The sequence below is a fragment of the Rhodoblastus acidophilus genome, assembly GCF_900187365.1.
In the GTDB taxonomy this organism is placed as follows: Bacteria; Pseudomonadota; Alphaproteobacteria; order Rhizobiales; family Beijerinckiaceae; genus Rhodoblastus; species Rhodoblastus acidophilus.
On record NZ_FYDG01000001.1, the window covers coordinates 354,097 to 377,617 of the forward strand.

Below are 23,521 nucleotides of genomic sequence, written 5' to 3' on the forward strand. Positions count from 1 at the left end.
GGCTCATAGAGAACGACGGGATCGGCCCCCTTGATGAACTTCGCGCCCAAGCGGTGGGACTAGGAGCATCCAATGTCCAGCATTTTTGAAACATCTTTATATCCGCCGTCCCGTCATATCACGATTGATTACCTCAGCTTGCCAATGGTGGCCCGCATCGTGGATTTCGCCACGATCGTTGCAATATGCTGTGCGCTGCCAACGATTGATCATTTGGTGGCGCCGGACGTCGGCGCCCGGGTTTTTTCGGCGCCAATGTTCGGAGCCGCCGTCGCCTTCGTCTTCATCGCGCTGAACCAATTGCGCGACGACTACCGGCTGGATGTCCTGACGAACTTTCCCGTTAGCGCGCAGGGCATCTTTGTCATCTGGGCCATCACTTGGGCTTTCTTCGGTTTTACGGCCATTGCTCTGAACGCCGCGCCGGAATTATCGCGGCCTTCGACGGCCGCCGTGGTCGGTTTGTCTCCCTTCTTGCTCGCGGGGTCGCGCTCTCTTGTCGGCCGATGGTTCTCGAATGCGGTCAGCCACGGGCACATCATCCAGGACCGCGTCGCCGTGCTGCAGGTCGGCGCCGGCGTCGAAATGAGCAAGGACGTTCCGTCCGAATGCGTGATCCTCCACTCACAAGTTGTTTCTCTAACGGACAAGGAGGCGCTGGATCGGGACCTCAAGGCCTTCCTGCGTGAGACGGTGCGCGCCAAAGCAAGGAAGATTCTCGTGCAACTGCCGGCTGCGCATCTTCCGCTGATCGACGATTTGTCGGAATATTTGCGGCGCCTCCCCATCCCCTCGCTGGTCGTTACAGACGAATGGCTGACGCGGGCGTTTCAACGTCCCATGGCGTTGCACGGCGAGTTGACGGCATTTGAGCTGCAAGCGCCGCCGCTGACATTGATCCAGCTTATCCAGAAGCGTGCGCTCGACCTGGTCGCTTCGAGCGCCGGCCTCCTCATCCTTTCGCCGGTGCTCCTGCTGGTGGCGATTGCGGTGAAGTTGGACTCGCCCGGGCCGGTATTGTTCCGGCAGCATCGCAAGGGCTTTAGCGGCAAGGAATTCCAGATTTTCAAATTCCGGTCGATGCGCGTGATGGAGGACGGCGACAAGGTGCCGCAGGCCAAGCGAAACGACGCTCGCGTCACACGCGTCGGCCGTTTCATCCGGGCCACGAGCCTTGATGAGTTGCCGCAACTCTTCAATGTCCTACGTGGCGAGATGTCCCTGATCGGCCCGCGCCCCCATGCGATCGCCCACGACAACCATTTCGACACGGTCATCGGGGATTATTCGCTGCGCCGCCACATCAAGCCCGGACTGACGGGTTGGGCCCAGATCCATGGGCATCGCGGTGAAACGCCGACCACCGCTCACATGTCCGCGCGGGTGGAATACGACCTCTGGTACATCGCCAACTGGTCGATCTGGCTGGATTTCTGGATCATCATCCGAACCGTGAAGGAACTGTTCGCCAACCGCAATGTCTATTGACGAATTGTCCCGACGGGACGAACCCGCGCGCGGTCTTTCGATTGAGAGCATCGCGCTAGTTGCGGATGATCAGGCACTGGCCGCCGGCCGATTTCAGGCGCCCGCACAACATTGTCGCGCTTTGACGGGAAACCTCGGACACCCTGACCTGATACCAGTAGGCCGGCGCGCGGCCGCCGAGGCGCCTCGTCACCACTTCCGGCGCATGCGATCCCAGGATTTTCGGAAATTGTCGTCTCATCTCGGCAAACTGAAGGAGAGCGGTTGATTTTGAACGATCTCCGATCAATTGCAGCGCCCAGGACCCCGCTGGCCGTTTCGGACTCGCGACGTCGTCTGGTTTCTCTGGCATGGCGGCCGCCTTTGCGCCCGGCGCGGCGTTCAAGGCCACGAGTCCGCCTCCCGGCGGGCAGTCGGCCTTGCGCGTTTCCGGACCGCCTTCCGCATCCCGCATGCCAATCCAATCGTTGGCCTCACGCCCGGTGATGTTGCGCACATAGTCCCTGGTTTCCTGAGGCAACGCGCGCGCGCCGGCCAGCCAATCCTGAACCCGGGCGGGCCCGGCGTTGTACGCGGCGGCGGCCAGGCCGAGGTTGCCGAACTTCTGGCGCAGTTCCCCCAGCCAGCGCCCTGAATGCTGGATGGACAGCGACAAGTCGAAGGGATCGTCCAGCCCGCGCCACTGCGCCGTTCCCGGCATGAACTGCGCAATGCCCATAGCGCCGGCCGAACTCACGGCGCGGGGGTTGAAGCGGCTCTCTTGCCACAGCAGTCGCACAAGAAATTTTTCCGGAAGTCCGAAGTTCTTGGCTGCGGTGGCGATCTCGCCGCAGGCATTCTTCAGGAGTTCGGCGCGGCGCACGGAAACCGATCTCGCCGGCCCTTCGGGCTGTTTAGCCGGCCCGGCGGGGAGCTGCGTAGCCGCAGGCTTCACCTTTTCTTGGTCGCCAGTGATCGGGGTCGCCTGAGCGACGCCAGTAAAGACGATCGCGAGGCCGACACAAAGCGGACTTACGCATTTATTCGCGCGGAACATGTATGAAACCTGTTAGATCGATAAAAAACACTAGCTTCAAATGCCAAATAAAACGTTTTATTGCGTTGTACGACCGAAGCCTCATCAACTTTCCTCCGCTGTCTCTGTTACAGCGATGGTCGAACAATGGTTCTGATCGCGGAGCTTTGGCGCCTTATGGCCACGCGCTGCTGATCGACGCGCTCCTCGCCGTACGTATTGCTCGATGCGCGATCCGCAAAGCAGACACGCAGACCCTAGCTTACTATTTTGAGCTTGAATATCTTCCGACGGATGCCACTAAGCCCTTCGCCACGAAAATACCGTAACGGCGCGGGGTGACGAAGGGTACTTGCCACCGAGGGCTGAAACTACAATAAAAGGGTCGAAGTGATCGACCCTTTCACACGCAAGAAGGACGCGAGTTGCAGAACGTGAATGCTGCTTCGTATCGGATTGCGTGTGGATGATCAGTCCAGATTCGCGCATTGATTGTGCTGGCGGGAGCCGCCAATCGACGCTAGAAGGATACAGCCTTAGGCGCAAAGATGGCAGGCAAAGCAATACGTGAAATCCGCAACAGTGGTCCCCAGTTGGAAGAAACTCATGCTTGAGGCTACGGATAGGGAATTGGCTGATTACGCCGAGGGAGAGATCGTCGGCTCCGATCTGGGTCTTCGCGCTGTCGTAAAGGCGGTTGTTGAAGCTATGGCGCGGCAAGCGGCGGACAAGGACCTGTTTCGAACGACGCTAAGGGACCTGGCGTTCACGAAGCTTCGCTTGGATGGAGACCGTGAACAGAACGAAATGTTCATCGCCGGACGTAAATATGCCGCGATTGACGCCATCGATGAACTTCTGTCGCTCAGAAGTTAGGCCTGTTGCGGTCCCGCGATCACCAAGGCGATCCGCCGACTTGACGCCCACATGAAATGACGACGGTCTGCAGCGGTAGGGCGGCCCATAAATTCGTCACGGTGCGCGCCGCCATCGATCTCAGGATGGCTTTCAGCTTCGCAAAGGCCATTTCGATTGAGTTGAAATCAGGGCTGTAGAGCGGAAGATAAGCCACGCGCACGCCGACGGTTTCGATACTTTTCCGATTGAGAGAGGAAAGCTTTTCGTACGACCAAGGCGCGAAGACGACCAAGAACGATCGCGTCTTCTCCTGACGCACAGCCCCGCCGCTCATCGGCGCTGAAGCTGCGGGCCTCAAAACCTCCGCCTGCTGATGCGCATTCTTCCCGACGCCGAAATGCCGAAGGAGCCTTGCGCTGAAAAGCACGCGCTTATTTTCTGCTGTCAGTCCGGCGATATGATCCTCGTCGCCGATAGCTGCGGTGCGAGCGCCGAAATCATCTGGCGCATCGCTGCCGAGGCGGATTGATCAGAAAGCGATCTTCGGCAATGGGCAGATAAAAAATTATGGTTTCTTCCCGATATAGAGGAGGCTGAGAGCTCGCAGGTCCGTGTCGCTTTGCCATTTATAACTCGGATGAACCCTGAAATCGCCGACTATCTGCTCTGCGCTTTTCTCAAGAGTTACAAAACCAACATCTTCAATTATTTCCACAATCTGACTCGCTGATAGGCGATTAATATACTGCACATCATTCTCAAGAATGTTGCGCCATACGGATTGCGAATAACCAAGGTAACGCTTATCTATACTTCTATCAGCCCAATACGATGTATGATCGCACAAGCTGACTCGCGCCATGAAACGTCCGCCGGGACGGAGTATATCATACCACTTTTTCGCGATGCGCGAAAACGCATCAGCGGGAATATGTTCAAGAACATCGAATGAATATATCACATCAAATTCGCCATCCCGATATGGCGGAACGCCTTCTTCGTTAACACAATAATCAACACCAAATTCAGAATATATATCGTCAATATTATCCTTGCTTATGGCTCGAACTATTTTTTTTGAAATTTCAGAATCCCTGCCTTCATTCGAAAAATATTCCGAAATATTATAATTTAATGATTCCTTAAATTTGGAACAAGTGTGTCGAATGTCTTTGACGTCAAAACAAACAAATTTACAGTCCTGGCGAGCTAATGAAGGAATTATGCCGTATGTGCTGGTCCAGCCAGTTCCAAGTTCGAGAATTTTCATTGGCGTATTAGGTAGGCTTGACAATAGCCAATCTACGTGAGTTTTCTGGAATGGCCGACGTTTGCTCTTAAGTCGTGCAAGAAAATGGTATGCGGCACGTGTTTGTGGTGATAACGACGCGGCCTTAAGGGCAAGGGATGCGGTTAGGTAATTCAATTCGTTTCACTCCTCTAGGTTCAACGGCATGGCGAACGTCGATCATGAAAAATGCGCCTGTGATGGGTATATAATCTCGATGAGGACATAATTATAATTATATAATATGATTTGCAGTTCTGCATAGATAATAAAATATTTATTTTTCAGAGTGCGGACTTTAAATATACCCCAGCTTTGGGCTGAAGTGCATGTCGCAAATTTGCTATAGGAGGCGCGCGCACTACGGCCCTTTTCGACCGGACAGGGCCGCCACCAGGGCCCGCCCCACTGATTTTGCAGCGCTGGCATCGTAGCGTATGAAATAGACGGGTATCCGAAACAAAATACGGACGACCGCGATGGCGGCGAAAAATACGCCCAACTTTCGCGTATAAAGGACGAGATTGCGGTTCATATAGAATAAGCTCTTCTCACTTGATCGTTTCAACATGCTCGTGCCAATACTACCGCCTTCTTTGTGGTAAACGACCGCATCGAGCGCCACCGTCTGTCTTCCGGCGCCGGCGCGGGCCAGCCGCAGCGCCCAATCGAGTTCTTCGAAATACAAAAAGTACGCTTCTTCCATGGGGCCGATGGCGTCGTAAGTAGCGACCGGCAGGAACATCGATGCGCCCATGACGTAGCTGATTGACCGCTCGATCTCCGAGAGGGTTGGGAGCGTCGTCGGGCTGGCCCCGAGCCCGATGGCCTCGGCAGAAATCGTCCATGGATTGAAACGTGCGCCGACACCCTGAACCATGTCGGGACTGTGGTGAAACATCAATCGAGCTCCGACGATGGCCACGCGCGGTTCGGCGACACTGGCCGCGAGGAGGCGGTCGGCGCACTCCGGTTCGACAGCTGTGTCGTTGTTGAGCAGCCAAAAGTGCGCGACACGCGGATCCCGTCGGGCCATCTCCATGCCGATGTTGTTTGCCCCGGCGAACCCGTGATTGGCGCCCGTTTCCACGATCACGATCGAACCAGCCGCAACGTCGGCGATCCCTTCGTGCTGCCGCCTGCGGATCATCCTTGCCGGGCGGACCCGCGCAATCGGCAGCCGGTCCCACGGCGGTCCGTCCGGTCGCGGCGGGTCTACCTCGGCTCCCCAAGCGAGAAGATTGTCGACAGAGTCGTCCTCGGACCCGTTATCGATCACCAGCGCCACGAAGTCGCCAGCGTTTTGGCGCAGCAGCGACTCCAAGCATTCGATGGTGTCGCGATAACCGTTCCAGTTCACGAGTATGATCGCGATCACCGCGTCCGGCCCTCCCGCAACAGACGACGCAAAGTGCCCATGAAATTACGCGCCTGATCGATCCATGAATGCCGCAGCGCAAGTGTCTTGAAACCGAAACCGGCAAAGCGGGGAACGAGGCGACCGCATAGCAAGAGAGCAGCGCGCCGCGCCGGAACATTGCGCTTGCGATTGGCCTGATAAGGCTGCATGGCTTCGATTTCGGCGACAGGTAGAGGGGAAACCGAGAGATACCCTCCTTCAATCAGCTTTTTCAGCAGCTTGTCGCCTGCATCGGTTCGCGTCACAATCAAAGAACGTCCTTCCCGTTCCTCGAAATCGGGATAACCGTCGCGGCCGTACCAGGCATCGGCGCAGGCGATGTCCGCGAATTCACCGGTGCCGTCCGGGCAGATCTTGCACCGAAACTGAAGACGGCGGTTAAGGATCGCGCCCCACGACGAATTATAGTCCATCGTACCGGTCGTTCCGTCATGTCTCATGACGCGCGCAACGCCTGGCCAACCTTCGCCTCGGTAACGAAAACTCTTCACGTCCTCTATGCGGGTGTCGAGCGCCCGAATGAGAGCTTCGGTCCCGTGTCTGCTCGGAACGCCGGCGCAGAAGAAGGACAGGCGATAAGGGATCTGGCGATCGATCCGCGGATCAATCACGGCGAGTTTATGAAGGGCGGCGACATCGCATGGCTTGCCGACGAAAGCGAACACTTCGCCGGTCGCGAGCGCGTCTCCGAGATTGGCGAGTGGGCACGATGGGCCATAGCGAGAGCCTGCCGCTTCCAGAATTTCCGCGCGCGTGCGACTGGCGCCAGTGACGTTTCCAATCGGATCGTCCAGATCGGCCCTGGTCTGCCAAACGAAGGCGACCATGCCGCTTTCGATCAACCCGAGCGATATCGCCGACAGGACGCCTCCGGACGACCCGGTGAACCGCAGTTCCGAATCGAGCGCAAACCCAGTCGCCGTTCGAACGATCGGCCCCCACAAGGGATCGTAGCAGCCGCCCGAACTCTCGTGGCTGAGCGCGACGCCGGGGCATACAGCCTCAGCTCGGCCGGTCGATAAACCGCTCGCGGGACGTAGAAAGCCGTCGTCGGACATAGCCATCGCGGCGGTTCCGCCCGCATCCAGAACACACGCGCCACATCCCACGCACAAGTTGGCTGCGAGGACATCCGCTATCGATATTGTCTCCGAACGCATTGCTCAGCTCCGTCTTCTCATCACAGAAGCGAGATGCGCTGCGATACTATCTTCATAATGTTGCAACCGTTCGTCTATGAGCGATCGACTGGCTTCGATCGCGGCCGCGAGTTCGTCGCGTCGTTCGAACCAGCGGGTGATTTTGGCGAATGCTTCGGCCGTGGCCGTCACCTTGCCATCAATGAAGTAGGGATAATCCAGCGTTTTGAACAAGCCGTTGAACTTTCGACTGTAGGCGATCGGCGCGACGGGGACGCCCGCGGAATAAGCGCCGATGCAGGCATGCATTCGGCCCGCCACGACGAAGTCGAGACCAGACATCCAGCTCTTGGCGTGAACCGACGAGGCGAAGACTGGCGCTACTTCGACGCCGGGAAGGCGAGCGGCGAGGTCGGCGATCGCTGGCGCATCGTCGTCACGTCCCCCGCCGCCGGCGACGTGAGCGAAGAGATGGACCTCGACCCCCTCGAGTGACAGAAAGTAGGTCGCCAGTCGTTCGGTCAATGCCGCATAGTCGAGGCTCATGCCGAGTTCGTTGCCGCCGGTATAGCCTCCGTGGTAGAGCAAGCCGGAAACGTTGATGCCGATCCGAATCCGATCGTTGGCTTTGGCGCGCCTGGTGAACGGCAGCCTGAAGGCCACGTCGATGAATTCGTCCCGAGGGCCAGTCGCGCCGAGGCTCGCGACAAACTCAGTCGAAAGGCGGTCGCGGGTGTAGACCGCCGCCGCTCGGTCGAGCACACGTGCGGCGATCCAACGCCTCAGCCGGTTGTCGAAGGGACCAATGGTCTGAGGCGCGAGAATCAGGGGATGGCCGAAGAAGAGCGATGCGACCTTGCTCCCGGTCAGGGTGATAAACCGGCGCAGTCCATAGATATCGGTGAAACTGTCGCCTTCGCCGATGTCGATCGCCAGATCGCAACTCCGAAGAACAGATAGGAACCGCGATTGGCCTTGAAGGATCTGCTTGAGGCTCGGTTCCGGACCGATCTCCACCGTTGAAGGCAAATCATCGACATACGGCTTCTGGCCGAAGTCGATGGTGACGAGCCGGACGTCGCATCCCACGCGTGCAGCGGCGGCCTCGACGATGGAGGCATTGGCGCGCGAAAGCGCGTCAACGCCAAGATTGGCGTGGCCGAAGGCGTGCCAGACAAGGGCGACCCGGATTTCGCCGGCGCGATTGCCGCCATTCCTCATTGTGGATTTCCTCTTTTTAAATCTGTTTCGGCGAAATCCGGGAGCGACCTGTCGTCGCGCGCAGTCCCGAGCGCGCGCCTTGGCAATGGAAGCTGCCGCAGCGCCCTGATCGCTGGTCCCCGGCATCGTTACGAAATTGCGTGGAGGACAGCGCTCGAAGGACGAAGATGCGTCCGAGAACACGTCTCGGCGAGAGTTGTCGTCATTTGAGGGTCAATGCGCGCCGATGTAATGAAATTGGAGAGCTACGATGGCGAAGCTCAGTCCCAGGCTGACCGCCGTCTGCATGCGCGCACCCGAGATACGCGCCGACTGGATCGCATAAATAAGCAAGGGGATCAGGCTCGACCCGGCCAACACCCACGATGCCGGCATGATGCCGAGTTTCGGCAGCAGTATCAAATCGACGAGAACGATCGTCGCGATCGCTAACGCCTGGGCCACGATCCGGAACCGCATTTCACCATACGCCGCCAACTGGATGCCAAACGCGGCTGCGGCGAAGCGGGTGAATACGAAGGTGGCGAAGCCCGGCCACAACATGAGCAACGGCTGATATTTCGGACCGAGCAGGTAAGTGGTCCACAACGGCCCAACGAGCAGAAAGCCGAGAAACCCGAACAGCGCCAGTCCAGCGAATTCGAAATTGAGACGGCTCGCCAGGCGGCGAACCTCATCCGAATTATTGTGGCGGTGAGCGTGAGCCAAGCGCGGCAGATAGACGGTCGAAAGGATGACCGCCACCGGCGAAATACTCTGCACCAGCCGTGCGCCGGCCTGATAGATGCCGACCGACGTCGCATCGAGCAGCATCGTGACCATCACGATATCGATCTGGTTAGACAGATTGGTAAGAGCGCCGTCGACGGCGTAAGGAAGGGCGCCTCGCGCCATGCGCAAGAAACCCGGCGCATCGAGCGGCCAGGGCTCATCGGCGCACAGCCACCGCCGCAGGGCGCGAGCGACGCCGAGGGCGTAAACAATCCGTCCTGCCAGCAGCGCCCAAGCGGTAGCCACGGCGTCGCAGGTTCCAATCGCCGCCACCGATACAATCACGAGGACAATCGCACTGGTCCAAAGCACGGTCCTCCGTTCGATATCGAACCGGCCGAGGGCCCGCGACGCGACGAAGGCGAGATCGGCGTATGCGGCTACGGTCATCGCGAGGAAGACGACGATTTGTAATTCCGCGATCTTGCCGTCTATGGAGTTCCAGAAGAGCAGCGCGCCGCCGATGAGCGCACCTGCGCAAGTCGTTGCGGTCTTGACCAGCAGAGCACGCCGAATAACCTCGACGGTGCGTTGAGGCTCCATTCCCGCCAGACGTAATGCGTAGGTGGCGAGCCCGAAATCTGAGAGCAGATTGAGCAGCCCCGAGTAAGCCATGGCGCCCGCAAGAACGCCGAACTGCTGGGCGCCAAGATAGCGGGCCATCACGATGAACATGATCAAGCCCAAGCCCAGCCGAGCCAGGGTCGAAATCGCCATGGCGATTTTGTCGGAACGCATTTTCTATTACAGCCTGTCGAGCCGCAAATTGGAGTCTAACTCCAGCGACTCCACCTGGCTCGGATCGCAATATGGCGACCGGATGACGTGATAGATCGGGTGAAGCTGCGGGCTGCCGCCAAATGCGAATTTCAGCCGTTCCAGATAGCGATTGACCAATCCTTCGGCGCTGGGAAGACTCCCGTACAGTTTACCAAGATACCAAAATGAAATCACCCCAAGTTGCCCGTAGGTCGCCCTGAACGCCGAATCGCCGCCGCCTTCAGTTTGAGACGGCCCAATCGACAGCATGCAGCCATCCTTATAGGCCGTCACCGTTAGAGGGTCGGTCTGGGCGAGAATGACGAAGTTCTGGTCCGTCAACGCACCGCGTATCCCCTGGATAATCCGATGATTATATTTCGATTGACTCATCGGTTTCTCGACTTTTCCCTTTAACCCCAACGACGCGACCGCGAGCGTGAAGACGATCAGCAGTCCCTTTGTTGCGACCTTCACCGACGCGCTCCCTTCAACGAGATCGTTGCGATCGCAGCCGTCATGATCAGGCTGGCGATGTTGGCGCCGATTGTTCCGTGAGCGATGTCGTAGAGATCCGGCCTCAACGCGATTACGCCGATGCGGACCGTGTTGACCGTCACGACCGCAAGGCAGGAAAGCGCAACAAAAAATATCGAGCGAACAACACCCCGGGCGCCGTAGTAGCTGCGCGCGACAATCCAGCCAACGAACGCCAGCGACATGTTGCTGAACGACGAGCAGGCCTCAAGCACCTGAAGCGTGGTCGATCCGTCCGCCGCGTTTATCAAGTTTCCCGTGAACGGCCGGCCGGTCACGGTCGCCACCAACAAGGTGTCGATCCGCAAGATCGTTTCCATAAAGAAGCGAAAGATCAGCCGCGACCACACCGACGAGAAACATAACGCCAGCACGACCGAGAACGTGGCGCGAATGGATGGATTGCCGGGGCGGGTCACGAGAAAATAAAGACTGAAACCGGTGAGACCGACCCAACTCAGGGCTGAGACCGGAAGTCCGATGAAGCCCAGCATCACACCGATGGCCACGTAGTCCAGCCGGCGGGTTGGGCCAAAATCGGCCTTTCGGACCAGATCAAGCGCGAGCCACATCGCCACCCAAATCACGATGGAGATGTTGAAAGTCGCCAGCAAGCCCTCCCCGAGTCCATTCTCATTGACGTATTCGGAAACACGGAGAAACAGGCCATTCACAAAGGCCAGCGCCAACACTCCGAAGACGAGATGTCGCAATTCGAAGCCGCCTCCGACCTGGGCCATCGGTTGATTCGTCGCTGCAACAGTCATGGTGAGCCTGCCCTGACGTTGGTCATTTCAGTCCTTTGGTCCAAAGTCCCACCGTCCCAACCGCGAGAACCGCCAGTCGAGCCCTCGAGATTGATCGACGGATGCGCGCCTAGGCTGCGTCGGTGCTGACAGTGCGCGGCAAACCAGAGCCTAAGGCGTCGATCGCATCGGCGACGCGTTGTTCGAACGTCGCGCGCCGATCGTTCGCCCATTTCTGGCCGACCTCGTATCTCGAGGGGGCGTCGGCCCGGACCAGATGGACAATCGCCGCTGCGAAGCCTTGAGGATCATCCGCCGCGACGACATGATCCGGAATGTTCGTCATGCCTCGAAGGCCAAGGTGGGTCGCGACGATTGGCACGCCTGAGGAGATCCCCTCGATGGTCTTCAGTTGCACGCCGCCGCCGGAAACGGTCGGTATCAGCAGAACGCGGCAGCTGCGCAAAAATGACGCCGCATCTTCCACAAAACCTTCGTAACGCAGGTTCCCGAAAGCATGTGGCACGGTTTCGGCCCCCTTGCCGGCGACGTGGACCGTAATGTCGGCGGGGATGTCCGGCATCACAGCATCTACCAGCCAGCGCAATCCGTTGCGGTTGACCTCCCAGAGCCACGCTCCGAGAATGCCCACGTCGCGGCTCTTCACTGGCGCGCCGAATACCGGAGGAAGCGCTCGACCTGGCAGATCAAAGTTGCGGATATCTGCTTCGGGGGCCAGCCGTGCGAAGCCTGCCTGATCGCTCTCGCTGAGCGTCCACACTTGCGCGGCTCCCCGGGCCAATCTCCCTTCCACCCCCGTCAACAGACGTGAATCGCGGGCGTAGAGACTGCGCTTCACCAAGTTGCCGGCGCCGGTGAAGCCGGCCATGTCGCCATAGAGCTTCGACTCGAGATTGTGCGGTATGAACAGTGTTTTCTTGGGCAGGAAATCGAGATCGGCCACCCAGGCCATGTGCGTCTGGTTGATCGCCAAGAGGTCATAGGCCTTGCGCGCCACGCATCGACGCAGCGTCTCGATCATCTGACGGGACACGAACTTGCTGTTGATGAAAGGGCGCCCGGAGACGAAGGAGCGCAGGAGCCAACCGCCAATCTCGGTTTTGCCGGCCGTCTCTATCTCGATATTCCAATGCCCCGCCGATATCGAATGGGGATTATTGGGACTAGCGCCATCGCGCGAATAGGCGACCACGTCCACGTCCGAACCCGCCTTCCGCATTGCCGAAACGTAATTGTCGGTGGCGGTATCGGCGCCGTTCGCGCGTTTTTCAGGAAAGGACATGGTCACGAAGAGGATTTTCATTTGAACGGCTCTGTCATAATTCAAACTGCGCTAGACTGGTTCGTTGCTGCCCGGCAATCGCCCATTGGAGGGCAGGTCGATAGTCGCCGAAAAGTTGTCTGATGATGGCGCGGAGTTCAGCCCCTCGTCGGGTCGACTCTAATGCTGACCGCGCGGATGACTTCGGATACCTTTCGCTCCAACTTCTTTGGCGCATCCCATTTCATGCTTAGACGCATAACTCGCTTCTCAAGGGCGTGCCAGCTTATCCAGCCGAAGGCGCAGGCAACAATAAAAGTTGCTGTTCCTGCAATTAATGGATTTATCAACGGATAATACCATAATATCGTCTTTTCCACAGGCCACGCATACAGATACAATCCATACGATATGTCATCACGATTATTGATCTGAGATATCGCCCGCGAACCACCGAACGACGCTATCGAAAATATAATGTATGACCCAAATATCGCAAACGCAGGCTCCGCCATATATTGGCTGAACATAAATAATGTTAATCCAAATCCAGATATAATCAAATATGATTTTTTAAAAACTATTATGTCACGCTTTGTATAAAATAGAACACCAATCAAGAATATGCCAGCAAATCGAAAGTTTAGTGCGTGTTCATTCATATATTGGTTTTTATATGCGATCATGCACAATATCGCACTTATTAAGATAAATATTGGACGATTGATTATTTTTGTTATTCCTAGAATAATTACCAATATATAACATCTGAATTCATAACTGATAGTCCACATTGCGCCATTCAAAACGGGATGCGCCGTGCCTACAAAAACATTAGGTACCGACGGCGGGCGAAGCATCATCGCTTCTTTTACGTTGATGATTAATGACGAGAAGATATCCGCAATAGATGCCCCGCCCAATGGGGCGATAATTGCTAGACAAAAAACACAACACATCAAAAACGCCGGATATATTCTTGCTATTCTTCTTACAAGATAATTAATTATTCCATTATTGCTGATGTAACTTCCAGCTATTAGGTAGCCGCTCACGACAAAAAACCCATCGACTGCCACCGTTCCGAACGAGAGTGTGCCGAAAATACGTGTGAGTAACTCTCGGCTTCGATCCCCGTCTATTAATTCCGGTGTATGGGCTACAATTACAAGAGATGCAAGAACGAGTCTTATAAAGCCGAACGCGTTGTTATGATTTTCGAAGCGAGTGACCTCTTTAACTGGGTTGCTCATGTGGGCAGACCTATAAAGTGGGACAGTGCAAACACCCAACTCGACCGAAATAAGCTTTGCATATGTGTTGACCTGAAATAATCTGACTTCCGAAACACGTCGCCCTCCATCAGAATGGAACGACCTTAAGATGCAGAGACAAATGGCTTTTTGTTGACCCTAGAATTGAGGCTCGACCCGACGTTGACCGGAACTGCGGAATGACGGGCCGCTCTTCTTCTGCTCAAATGTTCTAAATATAGAAAAATGAAAAAAGCTAAAAATACGCGACCTGATGCCATGAAGATAGTTGGCGCGATGATGCCATATAACCCATTCATGATTCCGACCGAAAACAGTACGCTTTTCAGCGGTTCGCTTACATTGAAATGGTGCCACCAAAAGAAGCACAAATATGTGCATGCGAAAAAAATAACGAGACCAGGAAGTCCTAATGCAATCCATATACCTAACGCGCCTAAATCATTTGGAAAAAATAGTGCTCCGCTGTTTATATACATCTGATACTCTAACGTCGTGCTAGATCCAAGACCCGCGCCGGTGAGCGGATGTTCGCCCAATATGCGAATGGCCGCAGTGTACTCATTGGCTCTAGCCCACGCACTATCATCATGAGACAATTCAATAAATGGATTGAATCGGTAGTCTATAATACCTATGCAGGCTACCAAAAAAACGGCGATGAAGACGAGAGCCGATGCAACTGAAGCTGTCTTTCGAATAAAGCTACTCGGGATAAACAATATCAAAGTGGCGACGAAAAGCCCCTGTGCAACCCGTGAATGGGAAAGAGCGAGTGCGGCAATTCCTAAAGTTGCGGAAATTATGTGGAATAATGAGACTTTTTGTCGTAACTGACTAATCGCATAATATACTACAAATACCGCGAATGATGTTGCCAAAACAACTCGCGTTTCTCTGGCTGAGTCTGCCCCCATGACCCCGGACACATCTGCCAATTCTTTTGTCGGAATAGCGGTGATAGCAAAAGTCGAAAATATATATATTATAACATACGAAGCAGAAGCGATGTATATTGATTTTAAAATGATTTGGGGATAAACCCTTAAGGCACAAAAAACGATGAACTGAAGGCATAGAGCGATGTCTAAACCACCTATTATATTAAAACCAACATCCGCTTGCGCTGAATAGGCGATTTTTTGTGCAATTATTGTTATTGCGAATATGGAGAATACAAAAAGTGGCCGATATTCGCTTCTGCGCGCCAAAATAATAGCCGATATTATTATCGATAATATAATTAACGCCATGCAAATATAGGTTGTTTCGCTGAAAATAATGTCAAAAATGCGCGCCGCAGCCCCAATGTTTGCCGCGGCAAGAGCGTAAATATACAACATCTTGACGCGACTGACCTCATTTTTGCAATTTGCGTTTGTATAAATTTTCATAGAGCGTCAATGTTCCTGACTGCGTTGAGAAACATATGCCAGCGGGCTTGATTGCGTGAATGCGGGCCGAAATTCCAATCCGGATCGGTGCTGTTGGCGACGTGAACCGCCCATAGAAGGGCCAGTTGCACGTGGGATCTAGCGACCTGCTGCAACACACTCAGGAAAAGTTCGTCCGAGTTAGACTGGGGAACTTGATACTTGGTGCTCACGCCGAACTCGCCGACAATTACGGGTTTGCGTCTCAGTTTAGCTTTCGACCGCAACATACTCAGATAGATCATGAGCCCGGTATAATTTCGGTTGTGCCACCCGAGCCCTTCATAAGGATGGATCGTGAGCGTATCGGTCGCGTCGTCGTAAAACCTCTCCTCTACCGAAGAATTCCAATCGCGTCGGTCTGAAAGCTTGAAGCGCCATCCAACCCAACCGGATGCCGTGGCGCGTGGAGGTGAGTTCCGATAGGCGGGTTCCGAGTCGATGACGCGGACGTTTTCTAAAAAAGTCTTTGTGAGCTTGTGGCAGATTTCCAGAGGAAGGCTATCGTCGTCCGTCCAAGCTGCCGGCGTGCCCATATCCGGCGCTGTGGAAAACTTTGGACTGGGAATGCCGAGAAAGCCGTCCATTTCATTCCCGTACTCCCAATAACCGATGGCGCTGCTCCCCTTGTAACGCGACACGATGGTCGTGGTGATGTCGGCCACGAGTTCGTAAGACCGGCTCTGCGGGTCCGCCAGCGCCGGCAGATTCTCCCCAAAAAGAGGCGGGATCTGAGTCGCTGAAAAGAAGAGAGACGGAATGAGCGCCATTTTGAGGGATTCGGCGCTACGAACAAGGGAGTCAAAAGCTCCAAGAAAGCTCTCGCGATTTTCCAGGTAAGCGGTTCGCAGCGTCAGCGGACGATTCCCGAACGGTGCGAAGCGCACGAACCGAATGCCGTTGTCAGCCAGAACTCGTAGTAGGTGATCGCGTTGCAGCGTTGGCGTCAGAACCAACGGCGCACGCGGCGAAACCGAGCCGGGGCCATTAAGCCAACGGATCAGCAACTCGGGCGTGTTTACGCCAAATTCACGGATCGCTTGACCGCCCACCTTGAGCAGGCCGTCTTCAACGTAGGCGACGGGCATTTAGGCTACGAACTCCCTTTGGAGAGCAAATGGCGCCCTACAAACTGGAGTCACAGCGCGGTCTCCCTCTCGGCGATCAGACCGAGCCGCTTGCCGGCGTAGACCTTTTCGCGCAACGGGCGCCACCACCATTCGTTATCGAGATACCACGCCACCGTCTTCTCGATGCCGGTGTCGAAATTTTCCTGCGCGCGCCAGCCCAGTTCGGTTTCGAGCTTGGTGGCGTCGATAGCGTAGCGGGCGTCGTGGCCGGGGCGGTCGGCGACGAAAGTGATGAGCTTTTCGCGCTTGTTCGCCGTGGGGGCCTCGCGGTCGAGAATCGCGCAGATGCGGCGGACGATGTCGATGTTGCGGCGCTCGTTGCGGCCGCCGACATTGTATTTCTCCCCTACCCTGCCCCGCGTGAGAATCGTCAGCAGCGCGCGGGCGTGGTCCTCGACATAGAGCCAATCGCGGATATTGCAGCCGTCGCCGTAAACCGGCAGCGGCTTGCCGTGCAGCGCGTTGAGGATGATCAGCGGGATCAGTTTTTCCGGGAAATGGTACGGCCCGTAATTGTTGGAGCAGTTGGAGATCACCACCGGCAGGCCATAGGTGCGGCCCCACGCGGTCGCCAGATGATCGGACGCCGCTTTCGACGCCGAATAGGGCGAGGACGGGTCGTAGGGCGTGGTCTCCTGGAACAGGCCGTCGGCTCCGAGCGAGCCATAGACTTCATCGGTCGAGACGTGGAGATAGCGGAAGTTTTCGCGCTTGCCGGGCGGCAGCGCGGACCAGTAGGCGCGCGCGGCTTCGAGCAGCGTAAAACTGCCGACGACATTGGTGGCGATGAAATCGCCGGCGCCGGTGATCGAGCGGTCGACATGGCTTTCGGCGGCGAGGTGCATCACGCCGTCGGGCTGGAAATTGGCGAAGGCGGCGTCCATCGCGGCGCGGTCGCAAATGTCGGCTTTCAGGAAATCGTAATGCGCGTTTTTCTCGATCTCGCGCAGCGAGTCTTGGTTGCCGGCATAGGTCAGCTTGTCGACGTTGAGCACCGAGACGCGTTCGCCGACCAGATAGCGGCAGACCGCCGAACCGATGAACCCCGCGCCGCCCGTCACCAGAATCCGCATGGTTTCCTCCTCAGATCCGGCCGTCGGCGATGCGCAGCAGGAAGCGGCCATAGGCGGTCTTGGCGAACAGATTTCCACGCGCGATCAATTGGTCGCGGTCGATGAAGCCGTTGAGATAGGCGATCTCCTCCAGGCAGGCGACCTGGATGCCCTGGCGCTTCTGGATGACCTGGACGAATTCGGCGGCCTCCAGCAGGCTGTCGTGCGTCCCGGTGTCGAACCAGGCGTAGCCGCGGGACAGGCGCTCGACCTGCAGCGCGCCACGTTCGAGATAGATGCGGTTGATGTCGGTGATCTCAAGCTCGCCGCGCGGCGAGGGTTTGAGGTTCGCCGCGATGTCGATCACGGAATTGTCGTAGAAATACAGGCCGGTGACCGCCCAGGGCGAGTCCGGCTGCTGCGGCTTTTCCACGATGGCGACCGGACGTCCCTCGGCGTCGAGCGTCACCACGCCGTAACGCTCGGGGTCCTCGACATGATAGCCGAACACGGTGGCGCCGGCGCCGCGTTCGCGGGCGCGCTGCAGCGCCGCGCGCAGGCCGGCGCCGAAGAAAATGTTATCGCCGAGCACCAGACAGACCGGATCGGTCCCGACGAAATCGGCGCCGATGACGAAGGCCTGCGCCAGCCCCTCGGGCCGGGGCTGCACCTTGTAGGAAATCTGCAGGCCGAACTGTTCGCCCGTGCCGAACAGCCGCTGGTAATTTTCGATATATTCCGGCGACGAGATGATCAGAATCTCGCGTATGCCCGCCAGCATCAGCACCGAGATCGGATAATAGATCATCGGCTTGTCGTAAATCGGCAGCAATTGCTTGTTGATCGCCAGAGTCGCCGGGTGCAGGCGCGTGCCCGAGCCGCCCGCCAGGACAATGCCTTTCATTCGATGCCTCCCCGCAACAGACTGGATTCAGGCGAAACAGGCCGGCAGGTCGCGCAAGGATGGATGGTTTCTGTCCTTGGGCGATAGCAGGTACTCGCCAGCCGGCTTGGGCCAGACGATGCCGAGGGCGGGATCGTCGAAGGCGAGGCCGCGGTCGCAGTCCGGCGCATAATATTCAGTGACCTTGTAAACCACTTCGGTGTCTGGTTCGAGCGTGCAGAAGCCATGGGCGAAGCCCACGGGAATCCAGAACTGGCTCCAGTTCTGCGCGCTCAACATCACCGAGACATGTTGGCCGAATGTGGGCGAGGAGCGGCGCAAATCGACCGCGACGTCGAAGATCGCGCCGCGCACCACCCGCACCAGCTTGCCCTGCGCCATCGGGTCGATCTGGAAATGCAGGCCGCGCAAAGTGCCGACAGGCCCGGACAGCGATTGATTGTCCTGAACGAAGCGCTGCGCCCCGATCAGCGGCGCGAACGCGCGCTCGTTATAGGTTTCAGAAAAAAAGCCGCGCGCGTCGCCGAATTTTTTCGGGGTCAGCAAAACAGGGCCGGCAATCTCAAAGGTCTGGTGTTCCATCGCAGGCTCCACCGCTTCACCGGGTCGTCGCGCAAATTTACGCGGGTCAATGCCTAATTTAGTAGAGGCGCGGCTTGAGCGAGTCAATTGCAGTCCTCGCCCGCGAATTCGCTGAAAATACGCCGTTTTGGGCCTGCCGTTACGTCATCGGCCGTCCGCATGCGCGGGACGCCGCGTTCTCGCCCCGAGATAGGCGACGATCATGTCGTCGCCTTCCACGGCGACCTGCGGGAACAGGGCCAGCGATTCCGCCACGGCGGCGGCGGCGCGCTCGTCGCTGACCATCTGGCGGACGACGCGCAGGCGCGCGGCCTCGCCTTCGCCCGTCGGCGCGGCGGCGACGATTCGCGCCGTCCACAGCACATAGGCGCCGGGGAACTCGCGCCAGCGCGTGAAATCCGGCTCGATGGCGGCGAAGCTTTCGACGTCCTCGCGCACGACGAGCTTGTGGAAATCGGCCAGCGCGGCCATCGTCTCCAACAGGTCCGGCCCGCTGCGGCTGGCGGAGGCCACGTCGAGCGCGCGGGCGCGCGCCGGAGCGCCGTTGACGATGTCGCCCGGCTCGGCTTCCGCCGGCTTGGGCTTGAACTTGCGCCGGAACGACTGGTGGAAATAGGACGGGTCGATCTTGAGATGATCGACGAGCTCCTGCGGCGCGAAATCTGGCTTCGCCGTCTCGGTCAGGCGACGGGGAAACCTGAAACTGGCGAGCGTGGTCGTCTCCATGACGGGCCTTTCCTGTTCTGGCCGGATTGTCGGTCTTGCGCCCAAACGAGCAAGACCGGCGCCGGAAAGCTTCAACCTTCGACGAGGCTCGCCTGGCGCGCCTCCACGATCTTTTTCGCGCGCCCCCGCACGTTCTCCCCGGGCCGCAGCCGGCGCGCGCGGTCGAACACGTCGGCGTAAAGCTGACGATAGCGCGACGCCATGGCGTGGGTGGAATATTGCCGTCCCGGCCCCTGCTGCCAACGCGCGACTTCGGCGATTTTGCCGGCCAATGCGCCGGGATCGGCGAGAATGCCGCGCGCCAGCGCCAGCACGGCGTCGGCCGAGGCCGCGGCCTCCGGCGCGATCAGCCAGCCGCCGCCATGCGCCGCGATCCGCTCGCCGACCGCGCCGATGTCGACGCCGATCGCCGGCAGGCCGAACGCCCACATTTCGGTGAGCGTGTGGCAATAGGTTTCCGGCCAGATCGAAAACACCGCCCCGACATGCGCCTGGATGGCGCGCGCCTTGTGCGAAAATTCCTCGCGGTCGTAGCGCCCGTGCAGCGCGAGGCCGGGCTGCGCCTTCAGGCGTCCGAAATCCCCCAGCACATGAAATTCGACGGTGCGGCCCTGATCCTGCGCCACGATGGCGGCGATCAGGCCCGCGCCCTTGGCGGTGGAAATATTGCCGGGAACCAGGATTCGCAGCGGTCCCGCCGCTTGGACCGGCGCGGCGTAGAGGCCCATGTCCGAAAAATCGCGGCCGTGGGGAATCACCCGGAAGTCGCGGTCCGCCAGCGCGGGATAGCGCCGCAGGAAAATCTCGCGCGCCTGGGGCGAGGTGGTCACCAGCGCGTCGGCGCGGCCGAGCAGGCGCCCGAAAGTCGCCTGCCATTTGGCGACGAACTGGTTCTTGAGCGGCGGGAAGCTGACGCGGTCCCACAGTTCCACGGCGCATTCGCCCGGCGTGGGCGTGCAGGCGCCGCCGCAATGCGTGTTGTTTTCGTCGAGCAATTTCACTGAGGGACATATTGTGTAGAAATCGTGCAGCGACAAGATCCAGGGGATGCCGATCCGCTCGCACACCGCCTGAATCCCCAACCCGTGCCAGCCGAGATGCCGGATGTGGACGAGTTCGAAGGCATGCCGGGTGAGGATGTCGAACAGCGCGATATCGTATTCTTCCGAGCGATGGATCAGCGGCTCCAACGGAACCTTCAGCCTGATGGCCTCGATTTCGACGTCTCCGTCCGCCTCTACCCGCCACAGCTTGATCTCGCGCCCGTCGCAGCGCAGCAGCCACGGCTCGAAATGATCGCGCAGGGCGCGCATCAGGTCGCGGTTGGTCTGCGGCGTGCCGCCGGTTTCTGTGGAGATGACGAACAGGGCGCGCGGGCGCGGCCGCTCCGCCGCCTGCAGCGCGCGCCGCAGCCGCCAGCGCACGCCGAGAATTTCCGCCGACTCGGCGAACACCGCCGTCAGCCGGGAATATTCGGGATAGCGCGCCTTCAGCGCCGCCATGCCCGCCTCGTAATGCGCGAGGCGGGACGCGCCGAAACTGGCGGAGCGCCGGTGATAGACATAGGTGCGGTCGTCCATCACATGCTCGAAGCCGGCATGCAGGGCGCGCATGCAAAAATCGTTTTCCTCGCCATAGCCGACCGGAAACGCCTGTTCGTCGAGCGCGCCGATTTCGTCGAGGCACGCGCGGCGGATGTACAGGCAATAGCCGTTGCCGGTCGGCACGCGCGGATAGGCGCTCAGCGCGCAGTGCTGAACCAGCCGCGCCATGCCCTCGACGCCAAGTTCGGCGGGGATATGGTTGGCGCCGTTCATTTCCGGCGCGGAGAAAACCCCGGCGTTGTTGGACAAAGGCGTCGCCGTGGCCACGCGCGGCGAACTATAGGCGGCGGCGCGCAAGCCCTGCAGCCACAGCGGCGTCAGCGCCGTGTCGGAATTCAGCAGCACCACGTCGTCCTCGCCCGCCAGCGCGACGCCGCGATTCACGGTTCGGGTAAAGCCGAGATTGACCGCGTTGCGATGGATTTCGATTCCCGCGATCCCCTCATGCCGGCGCAGGATTTCGCCGATGCGCGGGTCGGTGCTGGCGTCGTCGATCAGGATCGCGCGACAGGGAAAGGTGGTCCAGTCGCACAGCGACTTCAGGCAGATCTCCAGATCGTCGGCGGCGTTGTGAATGGGTATGACGATGGAGACGCCGCGCGATTTCTCCGCCAGCGACACTGCATAGGCGCTGTGGACATAAGGCCCCGCCGGCGGCGGCGACGTCGCCTGGTCGGAGCCGAGCACGCCGCCGGTCTGGAACGCCGGATGGACCGAGACGACCAGATGCTCGTCGCAGGGGCTGGGGTTGGCGATGTCGAGCTGAAAGCCTCCGCCCCGCGTGACGATGTTCTTCTCGATCAGATCGGCGCGCGGACGGTCGGCGCAAACGGTCGCATAGCGGATTCCGTTGAGATAGACGTCGGCTTCCGCCGGAATTTCGGGATGACCGGCCAGCCAGCCGGAAATGCTGCGGTTGGACACGCGCTCCAGCCGGCCCTGGTGCGGCGACAACAAGGCGCCGGCGCCGGAGACCACCGCCGCGCCGCGCCGATGCAGGGTCGCGGTGAAAATGTGTTCGGGCGGGAAGGCGGCGGCGCCCGCCGCCCGCAACGCGTTCAGGATCGACGCCGCGCCAACGCAATATTCGGTCGGCGCCACGCCCGCCGCGCTCCAAACCCGGTTGGCGTCCTTCGCGCCTTTCAGCTCGACGGGAAAGCAGACGTCGCCGATGCGCAGCTCAAAGCCGGCGCCGGGTCCCTCATCCGGGAAACCCACGACTTCGCCGAACACGCCGACGCCCGCTTGCACGGTCAGGGTCGCCTTGGGAAAGCCGGGCGATCGCTGCGCGCTGTCGAGCGCGGCCATCCCCACGCAGCCGTCGCCGGCGACGCGCAGCGTTTGCGGCGTCCCGGCGCCGGGTTCGCAATGGAACAGCGCCCGAAAACCGCCCTGCCCGCCCGCGATCCCCGCCTGCGCCAGATCGGGCCGGTCGTCCAGCGACAGCACAGCGACCGGGGCGGCGCCCTCGACGGAAAATGTCAGCGGCGGCGCCGCGGCGCTGGCGTCGGCGCCGGCGACCCAGCCCGACACGAACAGATGCGCGCCGGATTGGACCCGTTCCTCCATCACCACCGTCAATTCGCCGACGGCGGCGGTTTTCGGCTGAATCGCGGCGGGCGGCGCCGCGCCGCCGTCCAGGGCCGGCAGGCGCGCGCGCGCGACGACGCGCTCGCCCGCCATCAGCTCGATTTCGGTGGGGTCGGCCGGATGCGCCAGCCGCCAGTCGCGCAGCGCGGCGGTCGCGACATGGAAGCCGAACAGGGGGTCGTCGCCGCCAAAGTCGATGGCGAGATCGTCGCGCCGCAGGTTCAGGCGCACCGGCAATTCATGGCGGCCGTCGATGCGCAGGCGCGCGGCGCCCGCGTCCTCCGCGACCAGGCCGGGATCGACCAGCCAGCCGGACAGGTCCTGCTCATCGGCGAGGTCGAGCGCGCCGCGCGGCTCGAATGGGACAAAGCGCGTGCCGGCGCCGACCAGCGGGACCGCGCCGCCGGGGGTGATCGCGTGGATCGCCGGCCTCTCCGGGGCCTCCCCCATGGTCAGGATCACACGTTCAAAGCCGGCATAGCCGCCGGCGATGCCCGCCGCCGCCAGATCCGGCCGGAAATGGAACCGCGTGATCGACGCCTCGCCGACGCCCTCGATCGTCAGCAACAGGCGCCGCAGCCGCTCTTTTTCGGCGGTGGCGGCCCATCCGGACACCACGATATAGCCCGGCCCCGAGGCGCAGGTCTCGACAAAGCCAATCAACGCGATGTTGCCGTTCATTCCAGCGACGCTTTCCGAGGC

At 59.2% G+C, this 23,521-nt stretch carries 20 protein-coding genes and 1 pseudogene; 3 read left to right on the forward strand and 18 right to left on the reverse strand.

The features are described 5' to 3' along the window. The first annotated feature begins 72 nt into the window (after positions 1–72). The gene (locus tag CFB24_RS01490; protein ID WP_088518798.1) at positions 73–1,488 is read left to right on the forward strand and encodes an exopolysaccharide biosynthesis polyprenyl glycosylphosphotransferase; all 1,416 of its coding nucleotides are present in this window, start codon (positions 73–75) and stop codon (positions 1,486–1,488) included. A 55-nt stretch (positions 1,489–1,543) separates the two neighbouring features. Here the strand turns inward: CFB24_RS01490 and CFB24_RS01495 are convergent, their stop codons facing one another. Beyond that, positions 1,544–2,524 carry a lytic transglycosylase domain-containing protein gene (locus CFB24_RS01495; protein ID WP_088518799.1) on the reverse strand — a complete coding sequence of 327 codons (981 nt, stop codon included), beginning with the start codon at positions 2,522–2,524 and terminating at the stop codon, positions 1,544–1,546. A 585-nt stretch (positions 2,525–3,109) separates the two neighbouring features. On the opposite strand from CFB24_RS01495, the gene CFB24_RS01500 reads away from it, so the two are divergent. Next, the gene (locus CFB24_RS01500) at positions 3,110–3,379 is read left to right on the forward strand and encodes a hypothetical protein (RefSeq protein WP_088518800.1); all 270 of its coding nucleotides are present in this window, start codon (positions 3,110–3,112) and stop codon (positions 3,377–3,379) included. A 76-nt stretch (positions 3,380–3,455) separates the two neighbouring features. On the opposite strand, the pseudogene CFB24_RS23525 reads toward CFB24_RS01500, so the two are convergent. Further along, positions 3,456–3,578: pseudogene (locus tag CFB24_RS23525) on the reverse strand (IS630 family transposase); the annotation flags it as partial. Positions 3,579–3,734: 156 nt separating this feature from the next. On the opposite strand from CFB24_RS23525, the gene CFB24_RS22955 reads away from it, so the two are divergent. Then, positions 3,735–3,890 carry a hypothetical protein gene (locus CFB24_RS22955; protein ID WP_158255214.1) on the forward strand — a complete coding sequence of 52 codons (156 nt, stop codon included), beginning with the start codon at positions 3,735–3,737 and terminating at the stop codon, positions 3,888–3,890. 36 nt (positions 3,891–3,926) lie between these two features. Here CFB24_RS22955 and CFB24_RS01510 read toward each other — a convergent pair whose 3' ends face one another. The 16 genes from CFB24_RS01510 to CFB24_RS01585 all read right to left on the reverse strand — a co-directional run bounded on the left by CFB24_RS01510 (position 3,927) and on the right by CFB24_RS01585 (position 23,500). Continuing rightward, positions 3,927–4,787 carry a class I SAM-dependent methyltransferase gene (locus CFB24_RS01510; RefSeq protein WP_483414375.1) on the reverse strand — a complete coding sequence of 287 codons (861 nt, stop codon included), beginning with the start codon at positions 4,785–4,787 and terminating at the stop codon, positions 3,927–3,929. Positions 4,788–5,010: 223 nt separating this feature from the next. Next, on the reverse strand, positions 5,011–6,027 hold the full coding sequence (locus tag CFB24_RS01515; protein WP_088518803.1) for a glycosyltransferase family 2 protein: 1,017 nt from the start codon (positions 6,025–6,027) through the stop codon (positions 5,011–5,013). Beyond that, positions 6,024–7,133, reverse strand: a complete 1,110-nt coding sequence (locus CFB24_RS01520) for a Coenzyme F420 hydrogenase/dehydrogenase, beta subunit C-terminal domain (RefSeq protein ID WP_158255213.1) — start codon at positions 7,131–7,133, stop codon at positions 6,024–6,026. The genes CFB24_RS01515 and CFB24_RS01520 overlap by 4 nt, the downstream gene beginning before the upstream one ends. Positions 7,134–7,232: 99 nt before the next feature. Continuing rightward, positions 7,233–8,429, reverse strand: coding sequence for a polysaccharide pyruvyl transferase family protein (locus CFB24_RS01525; protein WP_158255212.1), 1,197 nt, complete (start codon positions 8,427–8,429; stop codon positions 7,233–7,235). 213 nt (positions 8,430–8,642) lie between these two features. Continuing rightward, positions 8,643–9,917 (reverse strand): oligosaccharide flippase family protein, encoded by a 1,275-nt coding sequence (locus CFB24_RS01530; protein ID WP_210190735.1) that lies wholly within the window; start codon positions 9,915–9,917, stop codon positions 8,643–8,645. A gap of 27 nt (positions 9,918–9,944) precedes the next feature. Beyond that, the gene (locus CFB24_RS01535) at positions 9,945–10,436 is read right to left on the reverse strand and encodes a hypothetical protein (protein ID WP_088518807.1); all 492 of its coding nucleotides are present in this window, start codon (positions 10,434–10,436) and stop codon (positions 9,945–9,947) included. Beyond that, entirely contained in the window at positions 10,433–11,263 is an 831-nt protein-coding gene (locus CFB24_RS01540; RefSeq protein ID WP_141098314.1) for a hypothetical protein, read from the reverse strand. Before CFB24_RS01540 ends, CFB24_RS01535 begins: the two co-directional genes overlap by 4 nt. 109 nt (positions 11,264–11,372) lie before the next feature. Then, positions 11,373–12,566, reverse strand: a complete 1,194-nt coding sequence (locus CFB24_RS01545; protein WP_088518809.1) for a glycosyltransferase — start codon at positions 12,564–12,566, stop codon at positions 11,373–11,375. Between the two features lie 116 nt (positions 12,567–12,682). Continuing rightward, complete coding sequence (locus tag CFB24_RS01550) at positions 12,683–13,777, reverse strand: acyltransferase family protein (protein ID WP_088518810.1); 1,095 nt, start codon at positions 13,775–13,777, stop codon at positions 12,683–12,685. Between the two features lie 125 nt (positions 13,778–13,902). Then, complete coding sequence (locus CFB24_RS01555) at positions 13,903–15,192, reverse strand: O-antigen ligase family protein (RefSeq protein ID WP_088518811.1); 1,290 nt, start codon at positions 15,190–15,192, stop codon at positions 13,903–13,905. Next, the gene (locus CFB24_RS01560) at positions 15,189–16,319 is read right to left on the reverse strand and encodes a glycoside hydrolase 5 family protein (RefSeq protein ID WP_088518812.1); all 1,131 of its coding nucleotides are present in this window, start codon (positions 16,317–16,319) and stop codon (positions 15,189–15,191) included. Before CFB24_RS01560 ends, CFB24_RS01555 begins: the two co-directional genes overlap by 4 nt. Positions 16,320–16,369: 50 nt before the next feature. Then, the gene (gene rfbB, locus CFB24_RS01565) at positions 16,370–17,434 is read right to left on the reverse strand and encodes a dTDP-glucose 4,6-dehydratase (RefSeq protein ID WP_088519473.1); all 1,065 of its coding nucleotides are present in this window, start codon (positions 17,432–17,434) and stop codon (positions 16,370–16,372) included. Positions 17,435–17,444: 10 nt separating this feature from the next. Then, a complete protein-coding gene (gene rfbA, locus CFB24_RS01570; protein ID WP_088518813.1) occupies positions 17,445–18,317 on the reverse strand; it encodes a glucose-1-phosphate thymidylyltransferase RfbA in 873 nt (290 codons plus the stop codon). Between the two features lie 27 nt (positions 18,318–18,344). Continuing rightward, on the reverse strand, positions 18,345–18,899 hold the full coding sequence (gene rfbC, locus CFB24_RS01575; protein WP_088518814.1) for a dTDP-4-dehydrorhamnose 3,5-epimerase: 555 nt from the start codon (positions 18,897–18,899) through the stop codon (positions 18,345–18,347). Positions 18,900–19,043: 144 nt separating this feature from the next. After that, positions 19,044–19,625, reverse strand: a complete 582-nt coding sequence (locus tag CFB24_RS01580) for a hypothetical protein (protein WP_088518815.1) — start codon at positions 19,623–19,625, stop codon at positions 19,044–19,046. A gap of 71 nt (positions 19,626–19,696) precedes the next feature. Continuing rightward, entirely contained in the window at positions 19,697–23,500 is a 3,804-nt protein-coding gene (locus CFB24_RS01585) for a glycosyltransferase (RefSeq protein WP_158255275.1), read from the reverse strand. Positions 23,501–23,521 lie beyond the last annotated feature (21 nt).